The organism is Bradyrhizobium sp. CCBAU 25338 (assembly GCF_028128965.1).
Taxonomy (GTDB): domain Bacteria; phylum Pseudomonadota; class Alphaproteobacteria; order Rhizobiales; family Xanthobacteraceae; genus Bradyrhizobium; species Bradyrhizobium liaoningense.
Genome location: NZ_LFKY01000039.1, coordinates 283,053 through 305,237, shown reverse-complemented (window position 1 = coordinate 305,237; position 22,185 = coordinate 283,053). Strand labels below are relative to the sequence as shown.

Below are 22,185 nucleotides of genomic sequence, written 5' to 3'. Positions count from 1 at the left end.
GGGGTCATGGAAGGATTGGGAGCGACATCATGTCAGCCGATACCAGGTCAGCGCAGTCTCCCAGTAAGTACGATCGCTTGATTGCGGCAGCGAAGGCCGTGCCGCCGGTGCCGACCGTGGTGGTGCATCCTTGCGATGAGACCTCGTTGCGCGGAGCTGTCGATAGCGCGCAAGCCGGCATCATCCGACCGATCCTGGTTGGACCCGAGAGAAAGATAAGGGAAGCGGCGGGCAGGCACGATCTGGATATCTCCGGCTTCGAGATCGTCGATGCCGCGCATAGCGAGGAAGCCGCGTCCAGGAGCGTCGAACTGATCCATGCTGCCAGGGGCGAGATGCTGATGAAGGGCAGCCTGCATACCGACGAACTCATGCGTGCCATCACGGCGAAGGCGGGTGGCCTGCGCACCGACCGTCGTATCAGCCACGTCTTCGTGATGGATGTTCCGGCCTATGCCGACACCCTGCTCGTCACCGACGCTGCCATCAACATCTTTCCCGATCTCGATGCCAAGCGGGATATCATCCAGAACGCCATTGATTTGTACAACCAGGCCGGCTTTGGAGAATCGCCGCGCGTGGCGATCCTGTCGGCCGTGGAAACCGTGACCTCGAAGATCCCATCGACGATCGAGGCGGCCGCCCTGTGCAAGATGGCCGACCGCGGTCAGATCAGTGGCGGCGTGCTCGACGGGCCGCTGGCCTTCGACAACGCCATCGATCCCGAGGCGGCACGGATCAAGGGCATCAAGTCCGAAGTTGCCGGGCGAGCCCAGATCCTCGTCGTTCCCGACCTCGAAGCCGGCAACATGCTGGCGAAAAATCTCGCCTACTTCGCCAAGGCCGACGGCGCCGGCATCGTGCTTGGCGCCCGGGTGCCGGTCGTGCTGACGTCGCGAGCGGACACGCCCCGTGCGCGCATGGCGTCCTGCGCGGTGGCCTCGCTCTATGCCAACGCCCGGCGCCAACATGCGCCGACAGTCGCTGCGTGACCGCGATGGATACGATCCTCGTCGTCAACGCAGGTTCCTCGAGCGTCAAGTTCCAGATCTTCTCTGTCGAGGGAGAGGGTATCCTTCGACGGCAGATCAAGGGCCAGATCGACGGCATTGCCAGCCGACCGCGGTTGCGGGCGAGTGGCGCGAACGGAGAGACGCTGGCCGAGCGAGCGTATCCGATCGAGGCCGTCGCAGACGTTCCGGCGGCGATGGAGATCGCCGGGAGCTGGTTGCGGGACGAGCTTCGCATCCACCCGATCGCGGTCGGACACCGCGTCGTGCATGGCGGTCCGCATTTTGACCGGCCGGTGTCGATCGACCACGGCGTTGTCGCCCGCCTGGAACGCTTCGTCAATCTCGCACCACTGCACCAGCCGCACAATCTGGCGCCGATCCGGTCGATCCTTGCCGGCTTCCCGGCCTTGCTGCAGGTGGCCTGCTTCGATACCGCCTTTCATCGAACGCACAGCGCGGTCGCCGATCACTACGCGATCCCGCATCAGCTCCATGCCGAGGGCGTGCGCCGTTACGGTTTCCACGGGCTGTCTTACGAATATGTCGCGAAGGCCCTGCCGCAGATTGCGCCCGACATCGCGAACCGGCGGGTCATCGTGGCTCATCTGGGTAGCGGCGCCTCGATGTGCGCGCTCAACGAGGGACGAAGCGTCGAAAGCACCATGGGCTTCACGGCGTTGGACGGGCTGCCGATGGGAACGCGGCCCGGCCAGCTTGACCCCGGTGTCGTGCTCTATCTCATCTCAGAGAAGGGCATGTCGGTGTCGAACGTTCAGGGCTTTCTCTATCGCGATTGCGGACTGAAGGGACTCTCGGGCGTCAGCAACGACATGCGGGAGCTCGAGGCCAGCGACGACGCCAAGGCCAAGCTGGCGATCGACTATTTTGTATATCGGATCGGCCTCAATGCCGGCATGCTCGCGGCCGCATTGCAAGGCTTGGACGCCTTCGTCTTCACTGCCGGCATTGGCGAGAATTCCGCGACGATTCGCGCCCGTGTGGTCGAGCAGCTCGGATGGCTCGGTGTCAGCCTCGACCACGCCAGCAATTCTCGCAATTCGCGGCTGATATCGCGTTCCGAGAGTCGTATCCCCGTCTATGTCGTACCGACCGACGAGGAACTGATGATCGCGCAGCACACGCTGTCGCTGCTGATGAACTAGCCATCGAGCAACTCCAGACAAGAGAGGGCGTCATGATTCCCGTGTTCCCGGACACCAAGGTCGCCCTGAAGGGCAAGAAAGGCCTCATCGTCGGCATCGCCAACGACCAATCCATCGCCTGGGGCTGCGCAAGGGCGTTTCGCGCCCTCGGGGCGGAACTCGCCGTCACCTACCTGAATGACCGTGCCAAGAAGCATGTCGAACCGCTCGCTCGTGCGCTGGAAGCGCCGATCTTCATGCCGCTGGACGTCATGGTGGAAGGCCAGACTGAACAGGTCTTCGAGCGTATTGCAAGCGAGTGGGGGCAACTCGATTTCCTGCTGCATTCGATCGCATTTTCGCCGAAGGAGGCGCTGCACGGCCGCGTTGTGGATGTCGGGCGCGACGGTTTCCTGAAGACGATGGATGTCTCCTGCTGGTCGTTCATGCGGATGGCGCATCTCGCCGAGCCGCTGATGAAGAACGGGGGCACGATGTTCACCATGACCTATTACGGCAGCCAGATGGTCGTGAAGAACTACAACGTGATGGGGGTGGCCAAGGCCGCGCTCGAAGCGGCGGTCCGCTACATTGCGGCCGAACTCGGTCCGAAGGGCATCCGTGTTCATGCGATCTCACCAGGACCGCTCGCCACGCGCGCTGCATCGGGCATTCCCGAATTCGATGATCTCATGGACAAGGCGCAGTCCACCGCGCCGACCCGCAGCCTCGTCAGCATTGAAGACGTCGGCAACGCCACGGCGTTCCTGGCGCTCGACGGGGCCAAGCTGATCACCGGCGGCGTTCTCTATGTAGATGGCGGCTATCACATCATCGACTGAACAACGGCGGAGGTTCAGGTGCGTACGGTCGGGTTGAGCTTGTTGTTGCTTGCGATCCATTTCGTGCCCGCGCAGGCGCAAACCTACGATCCGCGCTATGCTGTATGCATGAAGGTCTACGAAGGGTCTCTTGGCGGAGGCGAATGGGTCGATTGCAGCTACACATCGCTGCCGCAGTGTCAGGCGTCAGCTTTCGGACGAGCCGCCATGTGCGTGATAAACCCGTACTTCGCTCAGGCGTTCCCCCGTGGGGGATACCCGCGATATCCGCGAGCCTACTGACGGCGTCCTCCGGATCGCCGCGGCCCGCCGTTGGCTGCACACCTAGCGGTAATGCAGCGCGATCAGCTCGGCGACGCAGGCCGGCTTCTTGCCGCCCTCGATCTCAATGACGAGATGGTAGTTGACGCGCAGGCCGTCCGGCGGCACGTCCTCGGCTTCGGCGACCGTGATCCGCCCGCGCAGCCTCGATCCGGCGGGGACGGGGGCAAGATATCGGATTCGATCCGCGCCGTAGTTCAGGGTGTTGCGCAGGCCCTTCAGGCCCATCACCGAACGAATGAAAAGAGGCGCAAGCGACAGGGACAGCAGGCCATGCGCGATGGTGGTGCCGCCTGGTGCTTCCCTCCTGGCGCGCTCCTGATCGACGTGGATCCACTGCTCGTCGCAAGTCGCTTGGGCGAACTGGTTGATGCGATCCTGCGTCACCTCGATCCAGTCGCTGACGCCGATCTCAGTACCGACCGCGGATTTGATCTCGTCGAAGTTGCTGAATATGCGCATGATGATGGCCTGCTCAGATCTTCATTTCCGGGATGTCGTCGGGCACGACGAGTTCGACGTCCGTCACCGCCATGACCTCGCCAACGCTGGTGCCGGGAGCAATCTCCAGCAACGTGGCCTTGCCGTCAGGAAAGCCGATCACCGCCATGTCGGTCACGACCAGCTGTACCGGCCGGACTGACGTCAACGGCAGCGTGCATTTGGCGACGATCTTGGACCTGCCTTTCGCGGCGTGCTGCATGGCGACGATGACCCGCTTGGCGCCGCTGACGAGGTCCATCGCGCCGCCCATGCCCGGAACCATCTTGCCGGGGATCATCCAGTTGGCGAGATGGCCGTGGGCATCGACCTGGAGTCCGCCGAGCACGGTCACGTCGACGTGGCCGCCGCGGATCAGTCCGAACGACATCGCGCTGTCGAAGGTGCTGGCCCCCGGCAGCGCGCTGATCGGGCGGCCGCCGGCGTCGGTCAGCAGCGGATGAGAAAGGCCTTGCTCGGGGATCGGCCCGGTACCGATCAATCCGTTCTCCGACTGGAAGAACACTTTCAGGTCAGGCGGAACGTAGTTGGCAACAAGCGTCGGAATGCCGATGCCGAGATTGACGAGATCGCCGCTTCTGAGCTCCTTGGCGACGCGTCGGGCGATGATCTCCTGTGCGTCCATGTGTCACCCGTTCGGGTTCGTAATGAGATAGTCGACCAGCGGCGCCGGCGTTACGACGTGGTCGGGCGCGATGACGCCCACGGGCACGATGTGTTCTGCGGTCACGATCACGGTGTCTGCCGCCATCGCCATGACCGGATTGAAGTTGCGCGCGGTCAGCGCATAGGAGAGGTTGCCGAGATAATCGGCGAGAAAAGCGTGAACCAGCGCGAACTGCGCGCGCAGAGCGGTCTCGAGCAGGAACGATTTTCCGTCGACCTCGATCTGGCGCTTGCCTTCCGCGACCAGCGTGCCAACGCCGGTCGGCGTGAGGACGCCGCCGAGACCGCATCCGCCTGCGCGAATGCGCTCGACGAAGGTGCCTTGCGGAATCAAATCGACCGCGATTTGCTTGGCCAGCATCTGTTGCTGCGCCTTCGGATTGAGGCCGATGTGGGTCGCGGTGAGACGCGAGACCAGATCCGCATCGAACAGCTTCCCGACACCTTTGCCGGGCAACGCAGCGTCGTTACTGATGATGGAGAGCCCTGCCTTTCGTTGCCGGACGAGCTCGTCGAGCAGACGCCACGGCGTGCCGACTCCCATGAAGCCCCCGACCATGATGCTTGCGCCTGCCGGGATCATCGCGACGGCTTCTTCGATGGAAACGGCCTTCATGGTTCCAACTCCAGTCGGCAGAGATCAAGGAAGCGACGGTGGGATGCTCGCTTTGCGTTCATCCCGGTCCCTTGATCTGCGTCAAGGCTTCTCATGATTCATGGAACGCGATGCCGACGCCTTCCAGCGCGCTGGTCCATAGCTTGCGAATCTCGACGTGGCGATGTTCGAGCGCAGCGCTGACAGCATCGCGATGGGCCAAAAGCTCCGGCCCTTTCAGGAACAGGATTTGCGCCTGCAGCAACCGGCCGCTCTCCAATTCGATGCGCCGCAAGGCCATGACGAAGGGATCGTCGGCATTGGCTTCCCTCGGGAGCAAAGCGGCCGGCCTTATGCCGGCATGAACGGCATGCGCAAGTGTTGCCAGGCCGACTGCCTGCGCCAGCGGCTGATCCGGAATGCTTTCGGCTGGTTGCGGAAACCATGCCGTCTCCCAGGACATCGACAGGTACCCCAGCGCAAGGTCCGGGACCCAGGACGTCGCCCGAAGCAGCAGGGAGACGATCTCCGCCTCGTGGTAGACCTGCGCGTTCAATTCGGTCTGCCAGGCGGACACGAGCTTTGCGGGCAGCGCGAACGCGAACTGCCGCGCCAACGCGCCATGGGCGGAGGTCAGGAACGCGGCGACGCGAGTCTGCTGGTACGGCGGCACACGGCCTTGCGGGTCGAGCGGTCCAAGGAATTCGCTCATGTGGCCGGTCCCTGCACGGGAATGGCGCGCAGATGATCGTAGCCGGCAGGAAACGCAATGAGCTCGCCGCCGGCCTCTTCCGGCGCGATCCAGACAGCCTTGTTGCCCTGCCAGCGGCCGGCCAGCACGTCCTCGGCGAAGCGGGCGAGCAGGTCCGCGGTCAGCGCCGGCTTCTCCAGCGTGAAGGCGTGATAGGCGCGCTGGATGATCACGAGCGCGCTGTTCGGAATCTCGGCGCGCAGGGTCTCATGGACTGCGCGGGGCGTCAGGAAGTCGAACTCGCCGTTCAGGATCATGGTCGGCAGGGTGATCGACGACAGTTGCGACGTCAGCGGCCGGAAGTCGAGGAAGGACTCCATCAGGTTTTGCAGCGCGTAGACGTCGTTGACCAGCCAGCCCTGCCGTTTCACGCTGTCGAGCTTGTCCAATACCGGTCCTAGCCATTGATCGGAGACGTTCATCGGCAGCAACAAATCCTGCAGGTAGCTGGTGCCGCCCAGGATCAGCGCGGTGCGGAGCGCATTGCCAAGCAGGAACAGTTGCGGCGGAAGCTCCGCGAAGCAGCTCATCGGCGCCAGCCCGGCCAGCCGCTCGCCGTGCTCGATCGCGTAGCGCAGCGCGATCAGGCCGCCGAAGCTGATACCGGCGAGAAAAATGGGTCCGTCGCCGAGTTCGTCGACCAGGAGATGAAGCGCCGCCACCTGATCATCCTGGTTGATGAAGAGAGCGGGCTTGTCGGACACCCCCTGGCCGAGCAGGTCGAACGTCGCGACGCGGAATTGCCGCGCAACCAGGGCGTCGCGATACGCGGCCCAGAGCTCGGCATATTGAGTAAGCCCGTTGACCAGCACATAGGCGGGAGCGTTCGCTGGCCCGTCAAGCTCATAACGGATGCGATATGAGCCGTGACTGAGAAAGGGCATTGCGGGGTCCGGGCCGGATGGATGGCAACCACAATGCTCGTCCACGAAGACAGCGATCCATTGAGTTAGATCAAGGGTCGGCCGCGAGCGCGTACCTAGCCTTTTGACAAAATTGCCGGGAGGAAGCGGCCATGGCCGGAAAGAACTTCATTCGGTATTGCTGTGTGAGTCTGCTGTTGCTGTTGGTGGGGACCGCGCTGGCGGTCGCGGAGCCCTTCACCCGCCGCTCATCGCAGATGCAGCATGACGGGCTCAAGAAGACCTACGAGATTGCGAACTTCCGCATCGGCGGCAAGTACGATCTCTCCGACCCTTCGAAGTGGGAGAACGGCGGCGAGGGCGGCGTCACGCTCGAATCGCTCGGCGCCGGCAAACTGCGTACGGCCTACATTGCGATCGGCAACGCCCGCCGCAATGCGGCGGGCGAGATCACCAATGCCGTGATCGTCAATTCCTATTACTCCGGCGATTCCACTGACATGTACGAGCAGTGGGTCAAGGGCACTGCCCTGTCGGGCGGAGTTCCTGTCATTGGGCCGGGCCGGCCGATCGACACCGATCGCTACTATGTCGTGATGGTCGATCCGCTTGGCACCTGGGGCGCGAGCAAACCGTCCGACGGGCTCGGCACCAAGTTTCCGCAGTATAGCTACTACGACATGGTGCAGACGAACTACCGCATGCTGCACGACGGCCTGAAGATCGCACATGCGGCGCTGATTACCGGCGTCTCGATGGGCGGCACGCAGACCTATGTCTGGGGCGTGATGCACCCGGAATTCATGGGCGGGCTGATGCCGATCGGCGGCACCACGCAGTCGGACGCAGAGGACCCGGTCGGCAACTGGACCTTCCAGATGATGACCGCAGCCATCCAGTCCGATCCCGTGTGGCAAGCAACGAAGGGCGACTACTACAAGCTGCCCAAGGAAAAGCATCCCGTGCCGGGCGTTGCCTTCGGCTGGTCGGTGCTTGGCTTGACCGGATACGACTTCGCCTACCGCACGACGCAGAGCTTCGCCGCCGTGCAGCCCGAAGTGTTCTACTGGGATCCGCCGAACCAAAAGGCCGGCAGTAGCGTGACCAATCGCGCCAAGCTGTATGACGCGGTCGATCTCGTCTGGCGCAACCGGGTCGGCGAAACCCACAACGTCAATCCCTATCTCGGCCGCATTCAGGCCCGCACCATGGTGATGCACATCACCAACGACCTGTGGCTGAACTTCAAGCTGGCCGAGCGCGCCGTCGACCGAGTACCGGGCGCCCAGCTGATCGCGGAGGAAAGCCCTGTCGCCCACTACGGCGTGTTCTCGATCGTCAATCACCGGAAGAACGATCCGAAGTTCGTCGCCTTCATGGATGACGTGGCGAGCCTCGATCGCGCGCAGAAATACGTCGACAAGAACTATCGCGCGCCGGGCGTGACCGAAAAGATCGACCCCACCAAGTCGTTCTGGAAGGAAGCCGTGACCTACCCCTATCCGGTCAAATACGCGACCACGAAAGACAAGCGAGGCACGTCCTGGCAGATCGGCTACATGGACGAGTACGCCGGCACCGAGAAGGATCCAAAGGTGCTCGTCATCATTCATGGCAAAGGCGCGTTCGGCGGGCACTACGGTAACGTCATGCAATATGCCCTGCGTAGCGGGCTGCGCGTGATCGTGCCGGACCTGCCGCACTACGGCATGTCCGGTCCCGGCAATCTCGACAAGAGCCCGGCGCGGACGATGCAGGACATGCGCGAGGCCGTGTACGATCTCGTGGTCAATCAGCTCGGCGTCAAGAAGGCCCACTACCTCGGTCATTCGCTCGGCGGCCAGGTCGTCATGGGCTATGCCCTCACGTGGCCAGACGCCGTCCTGGGCCTTGCGCTCGAAGCTCCTTCGGGCCTTGAAGAGTATCCGCGCGACATCACGATCGCCAAGGACAAGAAGGCGCGCCTGTTCGATCAGGTCTTCGATCATGATTTCGACAAGTGGAGCGAAACCTGGGGTCCGACCGGCATCCTTGCCGCGGAGCTGGGACGCTCGGAGCAGAGCGTCCGCGACTTCTTCTATTTCAAGAAGCGTGATCCGGAGACCAACGCCGTGTCGGCGGCGAAAAGCGGTTATTTCTACAGCGACAGCGAATATGCCCGCTTCCACACCGAGCAGCGTGTCGGGCTCATCAAGGGCAACCCGAAGGAGCTCGAGCAATGGGCCAACGTCTTCATCTACGACATCTATTCGATCGGGTCCGAGCTGCAGCAGGATGACCCGAAGAACCTCTACCGGCGCGTGGCCCAGATCAAGGCGCCGATCTTCCTCTCCTTCGGCGACAAGGAGCCGTTCATCCCGACGCCGGCGTTCAACGGCTTGACGGACCTCGGACGCGACGTCATCACGCCGTTCATGTCACGCATGACCAGTGCGGGCAACCGGCCAATTCTCAAGATCTATCCGGAGACAGGTCACTTCATCCACACCGACAATCCGGTGGAGTTCCCGGTCGACGTGGTGGACTTCGTGATCAAGGGAACGGTCGATACGTCGTCGCCGCTCGGCACGGATCGGATGATCAAAGGTTCGGCCGTCTCGGCCTTGCCGGTGGCGCCGACTCCACCCGGCGCCGCACCGACGGCCGGCCTGAACAAATAGGCTGGACCATGTCAACGGTTGAGGCGGGTGAGGTCCGGTTGGGCTGGCGAGAGTGGGGCCAAGGCGACGTCACCGTCGTCTTCATCCACGGCAATCTCGCCAGCAAGGACTGGATCGAGCTCGCTGCGCCGATGTTTCCGAGCGGACTGCGCGTGATCGGAATCGACTGGCGCGGCTGCGGCGACAGCGATCGGCCGAAACCCGCGGCCGACTATGCCAACTACTCGATGCAGCAGCATGCGCACGACATGCTGGCGGCACTGGATGCGCTGGGCATCGGGTTTTGCCATCTCGCGACCCACTCGACCGGCGGCATCATCGTCGCACGGATGCTGCTGATGCAGCCGCAGCGGTTCGGGCGGGTGTTTGCGCTCGACCCGGTCACGCCGCTCGGAATGTCCTTCAATGCCGATCAGATCGGTCTTTTCCGGGCTATGATGGCGAGCAAGGAGCTGACGCGGACGGTGATGGCCACCGCAGCATCCTCGCTGTTCGTGCCGGAGAGCCTTGCGCCGAGCGCGATCCCGCGCTTTCGCGAGGGGCTCGGCGAGATCCCGGCGCTGTTCGACCGCATCATTGAACAGACCTTCGGCGTCTCCGAGGGAATCTGGGTCGGCACGCCAGTCAACCTCAACCGGGAAAAGGAAAGCCGGGAGCTGGAGCGCCGCATGCCGGAAATCCAGCATCCGCATCTCGTGCTCTGGGGCGAGCAGGACGGGTGGATCCCGCCGGCGGATCTCGAGACCATGGCGGCGGCGATGCCGGACTGCCGGCTCGTGACCGTACCCCGGATGGGCCATTCCATGAATCTGGAGCTGCCGGCGATGTATGCCGGCTATTTCGGAGCCTGGTTCGGAGGACTAGCGAAATAGCAATTCTTCAATGGAGTATGAGCATGGCTGAAACCACAAAGCTTTCCGTCGAAAAGGCACTCGAGAAGCTGCGCGCCGAAGAGCAGCCGAAATCGAGGACTGAGCAGCAGGACGAGAAGATAGAAGCACTTAACGAAGAGATCAGGCGCATGAGAGCTCAGAGGCTGCGCCTCGACCAGAAGCCGGGTAAGCGCCGTTGAAGCACATCCGCTTGTCAGAGTGGCGGACTTGGCGTCGCATGTCACGGCACGGCAGCGGCGGGGATGCCGCCTATCTGGGATCGTTACCGGACCGTCTGCGGGTGCTACCCGTGCCCGCTCTGCTACCGAGGCTCACATTCACGCATGACAATGTAAGGAGGTTCTAATGAAGCTTCGTCGATCAGCCACATTGACTCTTTCCGGGTTGGCCTTAACCGCTTCGGTGGCGCTCGTAGGAACTGCCGTCAGTAGCGGACCGGCAGCTGCAGTCGTCTACTGCCAATACGTCGATTATCCGCCGAGCTGCATTGCACGGCCCGGCGTCGTGCTCAGGCCGCGTCCCGTCGCGCGCGCGGTAACGCGTGAAGCGGTGCGGCCTGGAACGCCAATGAATCGCGGCGGCCCCGTCGATCGCGTCGGGCGACGCTGAAAATCGGCATACGCGACGTGAGTACAAGTTCGGCAGCTCTCGACCGGTTTGTTCGAGGTGCAATCCTGGTCGGCTCACGCCGATATGCTGCCGCGGTCGGCGGTGAAGGCGACGATCGCCTTCACCCGGCGGATTTCCCCGCCGCAATGACGACCTTATGCGCGATCCGGTTCTCCGCGATTCCTGTCTCGGAGCAGGTGAGTTGAATCCGTTGGTTAGAGGAGGAGAAAGACAATGGCAGACATCAATCCTTCGGCTGAAAATGCACGTGCGATGTTGACCGAGAGTCTCGGCCGCCTTCGCAAGGGCAGTGAAGAGTATTTCAGTCTGCTTGAAAAAGCTCTGAGTTCGTCGCCGCTTCCGATCGCCGACCAGGCCAAACAGTTCTGCAATTTCATGCAGCGCAACGTAACCGCGACATTCGATCTCGGTGACAAGCTGACTCAGGCCAGGGACGTGCAGGACGCCCTCAAGATGCAATCCGAATTCTTTCAGGACCAGATGAGGGCCCTGACCGATCAGGCCAAGAACATGGGCGAGACTGCAATGAAGGCCGTGACGGGGGCCTTCACGCCAAAGATCTGAGCGGATGGGAACTCGAAGAGATGGGCGCTGGCAGGACCACCGCGCCTCATATTCTGGCTCGCGATGAGGGCACAATGGCGCTTCAGTTCGTGGTCGGCACCATTGTCAGCCTTGTAAACATCATGTTCACGCGCTGGTGACAGTCGGTGCAATTGGCATTGCTCGTTCGGCCGGACTGCGACATATGGAGTGGCCAAGACTGCACCTGATGGCCGTGATGGCCGCTACCGCCGCCGTTCTGATGGTGGCGCATACATTGGAAAGCGTCGTCTGGTCGGCGGCTTATTTGATGGTGGGCGTGGCGCCTGCCGGCACCGATTTGGTCTATTTCGCCTTCGTCAACTACACAACGCTCGGCTATGGCGACATCACGCCGATCCAGGCGCGCCGGCTACTAGGCCCGATGACTGCGATGAACGGCATCCTGCTGTTCGGCTGGTCGACCGCAATGCTGTTCGAAGTGCTGCGCAAGACCGTGGAGCACCTTGCCGCGATCAACGCTAGCGCTTGCAAATCTGCGGATTGAGCGAGCTGCCCGGCTCCGCCTCGGATTGCGGTGCATTCAACGGCGACCTTTAGTGCAGGCGTAGGACGAATTGTCGCGCTTCACGCGCAGCGTCAGTTCTGGAGATCGAAGCTGGCAAGCTTCACCCGGTCCAGCAGCACGATCTGACGCTGGGTGTTGCCGATGAAGCCGAGGACTCCGAACTCGTGCAGCCGCGACAACGCACGCGAAACGGTTTCGAGCGTCAGGCCGAGATAGTCGGCGATGTCGCGCCGCGACATCGGCAGCGCGATAACGTCCGCCGCAGTCAAGCGCTTATCCATTTCGAGCAGGAACGCGGCAACCCGCTCGAGCGAGGTCTTACGTCCAAGCAGCAGCATGTGTTCTTCGGCGTGGTGGAGATTGGCAGTCGTCATGCCGAACAGGTTCCTGGCGACCATCGCATCGCTCTTGGCCACCATTTCGAGACTTTGCCGCTTGATGAAGTGAACGGTGGTGTCGATGATGGCTTCCGCCGTGAAGCGATGAGCTCCGCCATTCTCGAGGCCGAAAATGTCGCCCGGGAGGTGAAACGCGCCGATCTGGCGCCGGCCGTCGGTCAGCAGCTTGTAACTTCGCACTGCACCAACCTTGACCTGATAGACGTACTCGGCCGGCTCTTTCTCCCCGTAGACTTCAGTGCCCTTCTTGTAGGTGAATTCGCTCAGACTGACGATCGTGTTCGAATCGCTGGTCATTCCGAAGTCACGGAGAGAATTGGGGCGCGGGGACCGGTCGGTTGCGATACGCACAAACATGGACCGCCTCCTCTGGTCGCTTGACGGGTTCGTCGCTGGGATTATTTCGCTGCCGGGAGTGCCTCTTTTTCCCGGGCGATTGGTCTACGATGAAGGCCGTGTTATAAGCCATTGTCTCTCAGGTCATTGTACCAAGGGGCAGGGCGGAATACCTTGCACGACATGAAGCGCCTCAGGCGCATTTTTCGTTGGTTGCTTTTGTTGCGCATTTGAAGGTTGCGGAACCCTCCAGGAGGTCAAATGCCCGGCTTGGTTCACGTGGTAGACGACGACGCCTCCTTCCGCACGGCCGTCGAGCGCCGGCTGAAGCTTGCTGGTTATGAGGTCGCCACCTATTCATCGGCCCAAGACCTGCTCGAGCGGCTGCCGGGCGGCGATGGCCCCGGATGCATCTTGCTCGATGTGCAAATACCCGGGCTCTCCGGTCCCCAGCTGCAGAGCCACCTCACCGGACTCGGGTCCACGCTCCCGATCGTGTTCGTGACAGGCTACGCCGATACGGCGACGACCGTGCGCGCCATTAAGGCCGGAGCCGAGGATTTTCTCACCAAGCCCGTCTCGTCGGAACAGTTGCTCGATGCGCTCGCTCGTGCCTTGATCCGCCAGCAGGCCGACCACATCCAGCGCACAAAGCTCAGCTTGCTCCAGATGCGGCTGAAGTCACTGACGCCGCGTGAACGCCAAGTGTTCGAATTGATCGTGCGCGGCAAGATCAACAAGCAAATTGCCCACGAACTCGGCACCGCTGAACGCACCGTAAAGGCCCATCGCCATCAGGTGATGGAGAAAATGCAGGTGCAGTCTCTGGCGGAGCTTGTGTCGATGGCGGAACGGCTTGGCGTACTGGATCCCGAATCCAAGCGGCCCGGCTAACGACGCCTGTGGTCCCGGCGGGTCTCCGCCAAGCAACCTGCACACAAGGACTATTTCAAAGCTCGGTAAGGGTATGCTGTAGTCCGGGGTGCGCGGGCTGCAGTCGGGCTTGTTGTCCGACTGGATCTAATATCGTCCGGCAAACTGACGCCAGCCAATACTTGGAAGGACTGCCGAATTTGTCCTCGTGCAAGCCTGTTCTTGTCGTCGACGACGACGCGTCGATGCGCATGAGCATCAAGCGCCTTCTGCGCGCGCACGGCTTCACGGCGCTGCTGTTCGACTCGGCACATGCGCTGCTCGGCCATGGCGGCTGTGGCGAGGCAGCATGCATCATCATCGACATCAATCTGGACGATGCCTCCGGAATCGAGTTGCGCCGCAGGCTTGCCGAGCATGGCGTTGCGGCACCGGTGATCTATATCACCGGCAACGACAACCATTTGAGTCGCACGGCCGCAATCGAGTCCGGATGTATTGCCTATCTTACCAAGCCGTTCGCGGCAAAGGCGTTAATCGACCCCATCCATCGTGCCTGGTCGACGGCAAACTAAAGCGCGATGCGTTCAGGATGGATCGTCATCGCGCTTTAGGTTGTTGTTTAAGCATGGTCTTTTCGGAAAACCGCTGCGCACTTTTCCGGATCATGCTTTAGCGGCCAGCGATCGCCTCTTCATCCCGTATTGGAGGTGTCCGTTGACGCGGATCAACCCCATCATCCATGGCGCTGGATATTAAAGTCTGCTTCTCATTGGGAGCAATCGCCTATGCAGGGAGATGAGGTATGAAACGGCTCTTGATGGTCACTGGCATGGCTGCTGCGCTGACGTCCGGCGCGGCGCTCGCCCAATCGGTTGACCTTACCGGCACTTACACATGCGTCCAGATGTGCCGCGGTGACTTGCCGGCCCACGTTACGCAGAACGGACCCGAGCTCAATCTCACCACCGAGGCGGGCGTGCCGTCCCGCGCATGGCCGGACTGGTTCTCGCCGGCGAGTCGCATCTGGATCGATGCTTACGACATAAGCGCTGTTTATACGCCTGACGGCATGACAATCCAGTTCGACAACGGGACCATCTGGCAGCGCTATGTGCCGCCGCCTGCACCGTCACGTCGCAGGGCGAAATGAGCCAAATTCGTCGACGAGACCTTGTGGCGGTTTGATGCTGACCGACATGGCTCGACCGCCGACTTGTACAAGAAAGGCGTAGGGCCAGATTGCGCAAACTTCCCCCCATGTTGGCGCAGGGGAGCACATGGCCTTTCGGACTCCTGGTGCCTGTCCTCACTCGCCCCGGGCAATCACGTAGCCACCGTTTGGAGTTGAGCTAGATCAAAATGCGTTCGCGTGCTATTGCCTAAAGTTCCCGGGTTCACTGCCAATTCAATTTGTAGGGAGTTCTGCAATGTTGATCAGGACCAGGACAGTGAGCCGTCCTGCCAATGACGGGCAATTGGCAGCCCTCGCCGGCGAACGGGTCTTTTGCAGCGAGTTCACTTATCGGAGGGGAACGGAAGTCTTCGGAGAAGGCGAGGAGGCCGAGTACGTCTACCAGATCGTGTCTGGTGCGATCCGGACCTACAAACTGCTCTGCGATGGCCGCCGGCAAATCAACTCCTTCCATCTTCCGGGTGATCTGTTCGGGCTAGAGAACGGCGCGGTTCATCGTTTCACCGCGGAAGCAGTCGTTCAGACCAGGGTTCGTATCACGAGCCGGCGACACTTGCTCGACAGGATCGAGCACGAGGAAGAGGGCAGGGCAAGCCTTCTCACCCTCGTCACGCGCAATCTTCAGCACGCGGAGAACCACATGCTTCTCCTGGGCCGGAAGACGTCCGTCGAGAAGGTGGCCGCATTCCTTCTCGAGATGGACCGGCGGCAGGATCATCCAAACGTGATGAGCTTGCCGATGAGCCGCCGCGACATCGCTGACTATCTTGGATTGACGCTCGAGACGGTCTCGCGGGCTCTCTCGACCTTGCGTGATGACAACATGCTGCGGTTTGACGGCCAGACGCAGCGCCAGCTCGTGCTTCTGGATCGCAAAGGACTAGCACAGCTCGATGCCTGACGGTGCAGCGAGCGATGCGCAGTAGGCCGTCGTTTCACTCGTCGATGTCCTGCTCGAGCATCTGCGCCGGGGGGCCTGTGTGGGCTGATGCGAACTGCGTCAGCGGCAGCGAGGTCGTCAGCGACAGCAGATTGGAGTCGATCACTTCCAGCACGAGTGCCTTTCCCGCTTCCATGTCTTTGACGATGTTGGGATCCGCGACATCGGCCGCGATGCAGGCGTTGCTGAGGCACCAGTTGTAGGGCAACTGGTAGGAACGTCCTTGGTCGACCGTCAGCTTGACGGGATGCTGTAAGTACATGCCGACGGGTACGAACACCTGCAGTCGCCCGTTGCGGTCGCCGTCGCGCTCTATCAGGTCCAGACGGACGGCCATCTGACCGGTGGGAAAGGTGCCGGTAATCGAGGTCCGGCACACTCTCGGAGCTGCACCTGCCTTGAAGCACCGCTTGCGCCAGCTTCCGTATGTAATGTCCTTTGCCTCGCGCTGGCCCCGGGGTGCGACTTCGGCAGGCTTGGCCGCCGGCGGCTTTTCGCGCGCGACCGCCTCCAGAACCGGCGCTGTCGTGGCGATGGCTGCAATGAGTGAGGCAGACAGACAATAGCGCGCGGTGATCATGGCCGCATCTCCAGACATGGGTAACTTCGGCTATCTTTGAGCCTCCAGAAATTTCGCGACGAGCGGCGACCAGATCGGGATTGCGTCCGGCGATCCTATGAAGAAGTGGCCCTCGTTGCCGAACGGCGGCATCAGGTGATATTCCGCGCGGCCGCCGGAGGCGGTGAAAGCCTCGTGCATGCGCTTCGACAATGCGGGGCCGAAGAACGTGTCGTTTTCGATATAGATCCAGAGCATCGGTACACGCGAGGTGCGACCGAACTCACGGGTTGCTTCGACCAGCTTGTCAGGCGCGCAGTTATTGTTCGGCTTGCCGTCGACGCGGCCGCCGCGGCCGGCCGCAAAGGTGATGATCGCTTTGACTTGCGGCGGATTGAGGCTGGACAAGGCGATGGACCCCCAGCCGCCCCCCGATTGCCCGACGACGATAACGTCCTTGGGCACGATGCGCATCTCCGCGACCATATAGTCGATGATCCAGATGTCGACCTGTGCGACGGCCATGCCGGCGGAGCGGAAGTTGGGATTACTGCACTTGCCGACTTTTGCGATGAACGGGCCGTAGAGTGCACGTTCAGGGATGTCGATCGCGGAGGCGCCATATCCGGTGCCAACCGGCGCCACCACGAGGTGCCCGCGCGTCGCGAACCATTTGGCTGCGTCGCGAAATTCAACGAGCGGAAAGAAGCTTCGCTCTATCGGATTGAGCGACACGCCATGGTTCATGATAACGAGCGGAAACGGACCATCGCCGATTGGACGCACCACATAGGCAAACGTCGGGAGCGGCAGGGGCAGCGCCCATATCTCCTCCCGGATCGGATGCGAGGTGCCCTGATCACCCGCGCGCGAAGGATCGACAAAACAGGCCATGAGCAGCACCGCTTTGAGGAGAGATCGATAGAAGGAGCTATGCCAGAATTGCATGCGCATCTCCTCGACAGCAGCAGAAAGATCTCGGGCGCAGTTGAAATGATCCCCTGACTGCGTTCATCGTCGTGGATCCCGGAGCCTCGTGGCAGGCCAAGCTGGGCTCGCAAGCAGTGGGATGGTTGATCCAAGTCAACCCTTTCACGAGCGAGACCACTCTTGATGGTCCAATGCACCCGCGACGACCTACGTCACGAACATGAGCCTGACTAATACCGCCAGTCCTTCGCTGCGCCGCGACGAGACGGTGCAGATCGCGCTGCTGGTGACGATCGGCGCCCTGCACAACCGCCTGCCGGATCTCGCCGGCACGCTCGGAATCTCGTTCGTCGCGGCGATGCAGACTGTCGCTTTCACCAAAGGCGTTCTCATGGCTCTATCAGGTGGTGGTCCGCGCGGGCCGCTGCGCCGCTCCGGCATATTTGCCGCGCTTTGCGTCGCTTTCGGCGTGGGCGCGGCCGTCGGGGCCTTTGCGACCAAAGGCATTCCCGATCTCACGCTTGGCATTCCCGTGACCGCTCTGCTGATCATCCTGTTGCGCTGCGAAATCGAACGGAGCGAGGTGCCCGCATGAGCTCGCCGTCCGACCGACCTGTGGGGTGGTCGCGATTCTTCCCAGTCTCCGGCTGGCTTGTTGCCTATCGCGGCGAATGGCTGGCATCGGACGCAGTGGCCGGAATAACGCTGGCCGCGTACGCGATTCCCGTATCGCTGGCCTATGCGACGCTCGCCGGTCTGGCGCCGCAGGTTGGCATCTATGGCTACATGCTCGGCGGTATCGGCTATGCGCTGCTTGGGTCGTCGCGGCAGCTCGCGATCGGCCCGACCTCGGCAATTTCGCTGATGATTGCCTCCACGGTCGGGGTGCTCGCCGGCGGGGACGCGGTGCGATACGCGCAGATCGCCAGCCTTGCGGCTTTTGCGGTCGCGGTCCTGTGCTTCGTCTGCTGGCTGTTCAAGCTCAGCGTCCTCGTCCGCCTGGTCAGCGACAGCATACTGGTTGGCTTCAAGGCCGGCGCCGGGCTCACCATCATCATGAGCCAATTGCCGAGCCTGTTCGGCGTCGCGGGCGGTGGGCACAATTTCTTCGATCGTGCGTTGCGACTCGTAGCGCAGATCGGCGACACCAACCTTCTCATCGTGACGATCGGCGCGGTGGCGCTCGCGCTTTTGCTGCTCGGCGAACGGCTTTTGCCGGGAAAGCCGGTCGGCATCACGATCGTCGCGCTGTCGATCCTCGCTGCCACGCTGCTCTCCCTGCCGGCCGCCGGCGTGCCCGTGACCGGGAAGATCCCGGAGGGACTGCCGACGCTGGCGCTGCCGACGTTTGGTCTCCTGCAGTTCGACGATCTCTTTCCGCTCGCCGCGGGATGTGTGCTGCTGGCCTACATTGAGGGCGTCTCGGCTGCTCGCAGCTTCGCGGCCAAACATGGCTACGCACTGGACGTGCGGCAGGAATTCCTGGGGCTGGGAGCTGCGAATCTCGCTGCGGCTTGTGGTCACGGCTATCCCGTCGCCGGCGGGCTGTCGCAATCTGCTGTCAACGACAGCGCTGGGGCGCGCACGCCACTTGCCTTGCTGTTCTGCTCGATTGCGCTGGCGCTGTGCCTGCTGTTCTTCACGGGACTTCTGACGAATCTGCCGAAGGCCGTCCTGGCCGCCATCGTCTTTGCCGCAGTGTATCGGCTCGTGGACGTCCATGCCCTGCTGCGAATGTGGAAGGTCAGCAGGCTCGACTTCTATGCTGCGGCGATTGCGCTCGTGGCCGTTCTGCTGCTCGGCATCCTGCAGGGTGTCCTGCTTGCGTCGATTGCATCGATTTTCCTCCTGCTGGCGCGCGCATCGCATCCGAACATTGCATTCCTCGGCAGGCTTCCGGGAACCGGTCGCTATTCCGACAGCGCCCGGCACGACGGCGTCGAGCCGCTCGTTGGCGTCATCGCGTTCCGTCCCGAAGCCTCGCTCCTCTATATCAATGCCGAAACGATCCTGGCGGTGGTCCTCGAAGCCCTGCAGAAGTCGTCAGACATCAAGCTGGTGGCCTGCGACCTCTCCGCATCGCCCTACATCGATCTGGCTGGCGCGCGTATGTTGCGAGATCTCCATGATGAGCTCGCCTCTCGTCACGTCGCCTTCTGCATTGTTGGCGCTCATGCGCAATTGCGCGACCTGTTGCAGGCGGAGGGGCTCGCGGAGAAGACCGACAGTTCGCGGTGGCTGCGATCGCTCGACAGCGTCCTCGGCGACTTTCAAGTCAAATAGCCTCTGCTGCAGCGCGAAGCGTCCGAGCGCAAAGTCACCAACGCGTCTCCGATATCTCGCGACTGTTGACGTGGATCAAAGGAGCGGGCCCCCCGCCGTCCACGGTCCATCATCACCTTCCGCGCGAACCGATAAGAATCGGGAGATACCTATGTCCACGGACGCCAAGCCCACGCAGAAGCGCATTGATCGGTTCTTTTCGGGGCCCGGTGCACGGGCTGACGATTGGCGTGATCGGGTGGATGCTGCAAAAGCATGCGCCCGCGGCGGCGACCGCGCGAAATACGATGCGGCGCTGGCCGATCTCTCGATCACGGGGGAGTTTCACGGCTATCCCGGCCTGCGACGGATGGGGGCGCTACGCGAAGCAGCGGCGGCTAGCGATGGGGCAACGTCGCTTGCCCTTGCGACACGGAACACCCAGGCGTTGGCGACGCGATCCTTCCGCCAGCATCCGGCGACTGCAACGCGAAGGACGATGGCAACGGCGATGTGCCCGAGCTGGTCCCACCGACTTTCGGTGCGCATACGACACGCAGGCTCGGCTACTTCGGGCTGCTGCTCGCCCAATAGTCTGGCGTCAAACTCCAGGAGGAAACGAAAACCATGAGAAAGCCTGTTATCTATGCGGCCCTGATCGCCTTCCTCACCGGCGTCGCCGGATTCAGCACGCCGTCGCGCGCCGAGACCGGCGAGGTTGCGGTCGTCTTCACCAAGGGCGGCCTCATCGTCGGCGTCGGGGGTGGCGAGGGCGTTCTGCTGCTTCGGGGCAAGAGATATCCCTTTACGGTGTCGGGCATGAGCGTGGGCTTCACGATCGGCGCCTCGACCACCAAGCTGGTCGGCCGCGCTCTCAACCTGAGGGGCCCCGCCTCCATCGAAGGCTCCTATGCCGTAGGCGGAGCGGGCGGGGCGGTTGCCGCGGGGGCCGGCGCGGTTCAGCTGCAGAACGCGAACGGCGTCATCCTGCAGCTGAGCGGCCCGAAAATCGGCGCGGAGGTCTCGGCCGCCGTGGGCGGTGTCACCATTCGCCTCAAATGAGCGGAACGACGGGCCGCGTCGATGCGTGGCCCGTCGTCCTGCGCGGTGGGATGCGTTTCATGGATCCATCTTTCTGACGGTCTACGACCGGAGCGAGCGATGGCGTCTCATGAGCCTCGATTGAGTTCATCAGAAGCCATTGCCGAATCCCTCGAAGAATCGGCGCGGCTGTACCGACGTTGCCTGATGTTCGTTGAGCGTCGCTGCGGTCAATATCGCTCGGCGACGAAGTTCATTCCGCGTAAGCCCGCCTGGTCATTGTAACGTCCCTTATCGGAGCGTGGCGGCAGCTTGACCTTGTCCTTCTTGATCCGCTTGTGGGGGATCGACTTCAGCAAATGTGCGATGCAGTTCAACCGTGCCCGGCGCTTGTCGTCGGAGCGGATGATGTACCATGGCGCGTGTTTCGTACTGGTCCGCTTGAGCATGAGATCGCGGGCCCGCGAATAATCGTACCAGCGACGATAGGATTCGAGATCCATCGGGCTCAGCTTCCATTGTCGTACTGGATCATCGATCCTGGCTCTGAAACGGCGTTCCTGCTCGTCCATTCCGACCTCGAGCCAGATCTTGACCAGAATAATTCCGCCGTCGATCGCGTATTTTTCCATTTGAGGACAGAGGGTCAGAAATCGGTCGTGCTCCCTGGCCGTACAGAAGCCCATGACATATTCGACGCCGGCGCGATTGTACCAGCTCCGGTCAAAGATCACGATCTCACCGCCGGCGGGAAACTGCTCCATGTAGCGCTGGAAGAAGAGCTGCGTCTTTTCCCGATCGGACGGCGCCGGAAGCGCGACGACGCGAAAGACCCGCGGACTGACCTTCTCCGTAATGGCCTTGATCGTGCCGCCCTTGCCGGCGGCGTCTCTGCCCTCGAAGAGGACGATGACCCGCAGCTTGTTCGCCTTCACGAAGTCCTGCAGTTGGCACAGCTCGACTTGAAGCTTTTCGAGATGCTTCTCATAGTCCTTGCGCTTCATTCGTTCCGCAGGTTCGTTCTTTGCCATGCGTCCCTCTTCGTAACATCTGCTGCGACGGCGTCAGGAAAACGCTAGTCGTCTCCCCAGGAGATGGTCACGCCGATGTCCCCCGGCATGCCACCCGGGAAATCGATGATCTGGTAGGCGATGCGATAGCCGCGCGGCTTCAGATAGTCCGTCCAGAGCTGGAAGATCTCCTTCGGAATGCCGGTCAGCGTGTTCTCCCAGCCGGGCTCCATCTGGTTGATGGCGCGTCCCCTGTCCGTGCACAGCGTGTTGGGAAAGCGGTAGACCTGCACTTCCGTGAGGCCGTTTCGCACCGCACGCTGAATGACGGTCGAGGCGAGCTTGATCTTCTCCTCCTCCGACTTCCCGGATGGTTTGCTCAGCCGCTCGATCAAAGCCAGCTTCTCGGCTTCAGCGGCGGCGGCGACGCGGACATATTGTTCTGCCTTCTCGGCCTCCTTCAGCGCGGCTTCCTTCCGGATCTGCGTTGCACTGGGGATGAGATCGTCAATGCCTGGCATGGCGGCGGCTCCTGATTTCTGGTTTGTTCCAGTGATCGAGGCTAGGCGGGGCGAAGTGCATTCCCTTGATGCAAATCAAGCAATTCGGGGCCGGGGTCGTCACTCTCGGCGCAATTCAGGGGACACGCGGTC

25 protein-coding genes and 1 pseudogene are annotated in these 22,185 nt (G+C 62.1%); 16 read left to right on the top strand and 10 right to left on the bottom strand.

What is annotated here, in order from left to right:
- Positions 1-29: 29 nt before the first annotated feature.
- From ACM42_RS23455 to ACM42_RS23440, 4 genes are read left to right on the top strand one after another with little or no spacing between them, the layout of a single operon-like run.
- Positions 30-992 (top strand): phosphate acetyltransferase, encoded by a 963-nt coding sequence (locus ACM42_RS23455; protein ID WP_271530150.1) that lies wholly within the window; start codon positions 30-32, stop codon positions 990-992.
- Between the two features lie 5 nt (positions 993-997).
- Entirely contained in the window at positions 998-2,176 is a 1,179-nt protein-coding gene (locus ACM42_RS23450) for an acetate/propionate family kinase (RefSeq protein WP_271530149.1), read from the top strand.
- A 32-nt stretch (positions 2,177-2,208) separates the two neighbouring features.
- Positions 2,209-2,997 (top strand): enoyl-ACP reductase FabI, encoded by a 789-nt coding sequence (gene fabI, locus ACM42_RS23445; protein WP_035672680.1) that lies wholly within the window; start codon positions 2,209-2,211, stop codon positions 2,995-2,997.
- A gap of 18 nt (positions 2,998-3,015) precedes the next feature.
- A complete protein-coding gene (locus tag ACM42_RS23440) occupies positions 3,016-3,279 on the top strand; it encodes a DUF3551 domain-containing protein (protein ID WP_271530148.1) in 264 nt (87 codons plus the stop codon).
- Between the two features lie 42 nt (positions 3,280-3,321).
- Here ACM42_RS23440 and ACM42_RS23435 read toward each other — a convergent pair whose 3' ends face one another.
- The 5 genes from ACM42_RS23435 to ACM42_RS23415 form a co-directional block, all read right to left on the bottom strand.
- Positions 3,322-3,780, bottom strand: a complete 459-nt coding sequence (locus tag ACM42_RS23435; protein ID WP_035672683.1) for a MaoC family dehydratase — start codon at positions 3,778-3,780, stop codon at positions 3,322-3,324.
- Between the two features lie 13 nt (positions 3,781-3,793).
- On the bottom strand, positions 3,794-4,444 hold the full coding sequence (locus ACM42_RS23430) for a 3-oxoacid CoA-transferase subunit B (RefSeq protein WP_271530147.1): 651 nt from the start codon (positions 4,442-4,444) through the stop codon (positions 3,794-3,796).
- Between the two features lie 3 nt (positions 4,445-4,447).
- Positions 4,448-5,101, bottom strand: a complete 654-nt coding sequence (locus tag ACM42_RS23425) for a CoA transferase subunit A (RefSeq protein WP_271530146.1) — start codon at positions 5,099-5,101, stop codon at positions 4,448-4,450.
- A 91-nt stretch (positions 5,102-5,192) separates the two neighbouring features.
- On the bottom strand, positions 5,193-5,792 hold the full coding sequence (locus ACM42_RS23420; protein ID WP_271530145.1) for a hypothetical protein: 600 nt from the start codon (positions 5,790-5,792) through the stop codon (positions 5,193-5,195).
- On the bottom strand, positions 5,789-6,715 hold the full coding sequence (locus ACM42_RS23415) for an alpha/beta fold hydrolase (protein WP_271530144.1): 927 nt from the start codon (positions 6,713-6,715) through the stop codon (positions 5,789-5,791). The genes ACM42_RS23420 and ACM42_RS23415 overlap by 4 nt, the downstream gene beginning before the upstream one ends.
- 131 nt (positions 6,716-6,846) lie before the next feature.
- Here ACM42_RS23415 and ACM42_RS23410 point away from each other — a divergent pair, with 131 nt between their 5' ends.
- From ACM42_RS23410 to ACM42_RS23390, 5 genes are all read left to right on the top strand, one after another.
- Complete coding sequence (locus ACM42_RS23410; RefSeq protein ID WP_271530143.1) at positions 6,847-9,354, top strand: alpha/beta hydrolase; 2,508 nt, start codon at positions 6,847-6,849, stop codon at positions 9,352-9,354.
- An 8-nt stretch (positions 9,355-9,362) separates the two neighbouring features.
- Positions 9,363-10,226, top strand: coding sequence for an alpha/beta fold hydrolase (locus ACM42_RS23405; protein WP_271530142.1), 864 nt, complete (start codon positions 9,363-9,365; stop codon positions 10,224-10,226).
- A 23-nt stretch (positions 10,227-10,249) separates the two neighbouring features.
- Positions 10,250-10,426 carry a hypothetical protein gene (locus tag ACM42_RS23400; protein WP_271530141.1) on the top strand — a complete coding sequence of 59 codons (177 nt, stop codon included), beginning with the start codon at positions 10,250-10,252 and terminating at the stop codon, positions 10,424-10,426.
- A gap of 664 nt (positions 10,427-11,090) precedes the next feature.
- Entirely contained in the window at positions 11,091-11,441 is a 351-nt protein-coding gene (locus ACM42_RS23395; RefSeq protein ID WP_271530139.1) for a phasin, read from the top strand.
- A gap of 208 nt (positions 11,442-11,649) precedes the next feature.
- A complete protein-coding gene (locus tag ACM42_RS23390; protein WP_442868941.1) occupies positions 11,650-11,967 on the top strand; it encodes a potassium channel family protein in 318 nt (105 codons plus the stop codon).
- 92 nt (positions 11,968-12,059) lie between these two features.
- Here the strand turns inward: ACM42_RS23390 and ACM42_RS23385 are convergent, their stop codons facing one another.
- On the bottom strand, positions 12,060-12,743 hold the full coding sequence (locus tag ACM42_RS23385) for a helix-turn-helix domain-containing protein (protein WP_271530138.1): 684 nt from the start codon (positions 12,741-12,743) through the stop codon (positions 12,060-12,062).
- A gap of 240 nt (positions 12,744-12,983) precedes the next feature.
- Here ACM42_RS23385 and ACM42_RS23380 point away from each other — a divergent pair, with 240 nt between their 5' ends.
- From ACM42_RS23380 to ACM42_RS23365, 4 genes are all read left to right on the top strand, one after another.
- The gene (locus ACM42_RS23380; RefSeq protein ID WP_271530137.1) at positions 12,984-13,616 is read left to right on the top strand and encodes a response regulator transcription factor; all 633 of its coding nucleotides are present in this window, start codon (positions 12,984-12,986) and stop codon (positions 13,614-13,616) included.
- Between the two features lie 230 nt (positions 13,617-13,846).
- The gene (locus ACM42_RS23375; RefSeq protein WP_442868940.1) at positions 13,847-14,170 is read left to right on the top strand and encodes a response regulator; all 324 of its coding nucleotides are present in this window, start codon (positions 13,847-13,849) and stop codon (positions 14,168-14,170) included.
- A gap of 230 nt (positions 14,171-14,400) precedes the next feature.
- The gene (locus ACM42_RS23370; protein WP_028182046.1) at positions 14,401-14,748 is read left to right on the top strand and encodes a hypothetical protein; all 348 of its coding nucleotides are present in this window, start codon (positions 14,401-14,403) and stop codon (positions 14,746-14,748) included.
- 277 nt (positions 14,749-15,025) lie between these two features.
- Positions 15,026-15,691: a helix-turn-helix domain-containing protein gene (locus ACM42_RS23365; RefSeq protein ID WP_271530135.1), complete on the top strand. Its 666-nt coding sequence runs from the start codon at positions 15,026-15,028 to the stop codon at positions 15,689-15,691.
- A 34-nt stretch (positions 15,692-15,725) separates the two neighbouring features.
- Here the strand turns inward: ACM42_RS23365 and ACM42_RS23360 are convergent, their stop codons facing one another.
- Positions 15,726-16,310: an invasion associated locus B family protein gene (locus ACM42_RS23360; protein WP_271530134.1), complete on the bottom strand. Its 585-nt coding sequence runs from the start codon at positions 16,308-16,310 to the stop codon at positions 15,726-15,728.
- A 30-nt stretch (positions 16,311-16,340) separates the two neighbouring features.
- Positions 16,341-17,237 (bottom strand): alpha/beta hydrolase family protein, encoded by an 897-nt coding sequence (locus ACM42_RS23355; protein WP_442868939.1) that lies wholly within the window; start codon positions 17,235-17,237, stop codon positions 16,341-16,343.
- A 250-nt stretch (positions 17,238-17,487) separates the two neighbouring features.
- Here ACM42_RS23355 and ACM42_RS23350 point away from each other — a divergent pair.
- The 3 genes and pseudogenes from ACM42_RS23350 to ACM42_RS23340 form a co-directional block, all read left to right on the top strand.
- A pseudogene (locus ACM42_RS23350) lies at positions 17,488-17,814 on the top strand (DUF1275 domain-containing protein); the annotation flags it as partial.
- The gene (locus ACM42_RS23345; RefSeq protein WP_271530133.1) at positions 17,811-19,502 is read left to right on the top strand and encodes a SulP family inorganic anion transporter; all 1,692 of its coding nucleotides are present in this window, start codon (positions 17,811-17,813) and stop codon (positions 19,500-19,502) included. The pseudogene ACM42_RS23350 and the gene ACM42_RS23345, both read left to right, overlap by 4 nt.
- 606 nt (positions 19,503-20,108) lie before the next feature.
- Positions 20,109-20,543: a hypothetical protein gene (locus ACM42_RS23340; protein WP_271530132.1), complete on the top strand. Its 435-nt coding sequence runs from the start codon at positions 20,109-20,111 to the stop codon at positions 20,541-20,543.
- A 209-nt stretch (positions 20,544-20,752) separates the two neighbouring features.
- Here ACM42_RS23340 and ppk2 read toward each other — a convergent pair whose 3' ends face one another.
- Positions 20,753-21,553: a polyphosphate kinase 2 gene (gene ppk2 / locus ACM42_RS23335; protein ID WP_271530131.1), complete on the bottom strand. Its 801-nt coding sequence runs from the start codon at positions 21,551-21,553 to the stop codon at positions 20,753-20,755.
- A gap of 44 nt (positions 21,554-21,597) precedes the next feature.
- Complete coding sequence (locus ACM42_RS23330; RefSeq protein WP_271530130.1) at positions 21,598-22,053, bottom strand: hypothetical protein; 456 nt, start codon at positions 22,051-22,053, stop codon at positions 21,598-21,600.
- Positions 22,054-22,185: the final 132 nt, after the last annotated feature.

Bases quoted from the DNA above. Each gene is read 5' to 3' on its own strand.
- ACM42_RS23375 (WP_442868940.1), top strand. From the start codon at position 13,847: ATGAGCATCAAGCGCCTTCTGCGCGCGCACGGCTTCACGGCGCTGCTG.
- ACM42_RS23415 (WP_271530144.1), bottom strand. From the start codon at position 6,715: ATGCCCTTTCTCAGTCACGGCTCATATCGCATCCGTTATGAGCTTGAC.
- ACM42_RS23370 (WP_028182046.1), top strand. From the start codon at position 14,401: ATGAAACGGCTCTTGATGGTCACTGGCATGGCTGCTGCGCTGACGTCC.
- ACM42_RS23430 (WP_271530147.1), bottom strand. From the start codon at position 4,444: ATGGACGCACAGGAGATCATCGCCCGACGCGTCGCCAAGGAGCTCAGA.
- ACM42_RS23395 (WP_271530139.1), top strand. From the start codon at position 11,091: ATGGCAGACATCAATCCTTCGGCTGAAAATGCACGTGCGATGTTGACC.
- ppk2 (WP_271530131.1), bottom strand. From the start codon at position 21,553: ATGGCAAAGAACGAACCTGCGGAACGAATGAAGCGCAAGGACTATGAG.
- ACM42_RS23340 (WP_271530132.1), top strand. From the start codon at position 20,109: ATGAGAAAGCCTGTTATCTATGCGGCCCTGATCGCCTTCCTCACCGGC.
- ACM42_RS23420 (WP_271530145.1), bottom strand. From the start codon at position 5,792: ATGAGCGAATTCCTTGGACCGCTCGACCCGCAAGGCCGTGTGCCGCCG.
- ACM42_RS23425 (WP_271530146.1), bottom strand. From the start codon at position 5,101: ATGAAGGCCGTTTCCATCGAAGAAGCCGTCGCGATGATCCCGGCAGGC.
- ACM42_RS23435 (WP_035672683.1), bottom strand. From the start codon at position 3,780: ATGCGCATATTCAGCAACTTCGACGAGATCAAATCCGCGGTCGGTACT.
- ACM42_RS23410 (WP_271530143.1), top strand. From the start codon at position 6,847: ATGGCCGGAAAGAACTTCATTCGGTATTGCTGTGTGAGTCTGCTGTTG.
- ACM42_RS23380 (WP_271530137.1), top strand. From the start codon at position 12,984: ATGCCCGGCTTGGTTCACGTGGTAGACGACGACGCCTCCTTCCGCACG.
- ACM42_RS23345 (WP_271530133.1), top strand. From the start codon at position 17,811: ATGAGCTCGCCGTCCGACCGACCTGTGGGGTGGTCGCGATTCTTCCCA.
- ACM42_RS23390 (WP_442868941.1), top strand. From the start codon at position 11,650: ATGGCCGTGATGGCCGCTACCGCCGCCGTTCTGATGGTGGCGCATACA.
- ACM42_RS23405 (WP_271530142.1), top strand. From the start codon at position 9,363: ATGTCAACGGTTGAGGCGGGTGAGGTCCGGTTGGGCTGGCGAGAGTGG.
- fabI (WP_035672680.1), top strand. From the start codon at position 2,209: ATGATTCCCGTGTTCCCGGACACCAAGGTCGCCCTGAAGGGCAAGAAA.
- ACM42_RS23330 (WP_271530130.1), bottom strand. From the start codon at position 22,053: ATGCCAGGCATTGACGATCTCATCCCCAGTGCAACGCAGATCCGGAAG.
- ACM42_RS23455 (WP_271530150.1), top strand. From the start codon at position 30: ATGTCAGCCGATACCAGGTCAGCGCAGTCTCCCAGTAAGTACGATCGC.
- ACM42_RS23360 (WP_271530134.1), bottom strand. From the start codon at position 16,310: ATGATCACCGCGCGCTATTGTCTGTCTGCCTCACTCATTGCAGCCATC.
- ACM42_RS23355 (WP_442868939.1), bottom strand. From the start codon at position 17,237: ATGCAATTCTGGCATAGCTCCTTCTATCGATCTCTCCTCAAAGCGGTG.
- ACM42_RS23365 (WP_271530135.1), top strand. From the start codon at position 15,026: ATGTTGATCAGGACCAGGACAGTGAGCCGTCCTGCCAATGACGGGCAA.
- ACM42_RS23450 (WP_271530149.1), top strand. From the start codon at position 998: ATGGATACGATCCTCGTCGTCAACGCAGGTTCCTCGAGCGTCAAGTTC.
- ACM42_RS23385 (WP_271530138.1), bottom strand. From the start codon at position 12,743: ATGTTTGTGCGTATCGCAACCGACCGGTCCCCGCGCCCCAATTCTCTC.
- ACM42_RS23400 (WP_271530141.1), top strand. From the start codon at position 10,250: ATGGCTGAAACCACAAAGCTTTCCGTCGAAAAGGCACTCGAGAAGCTG.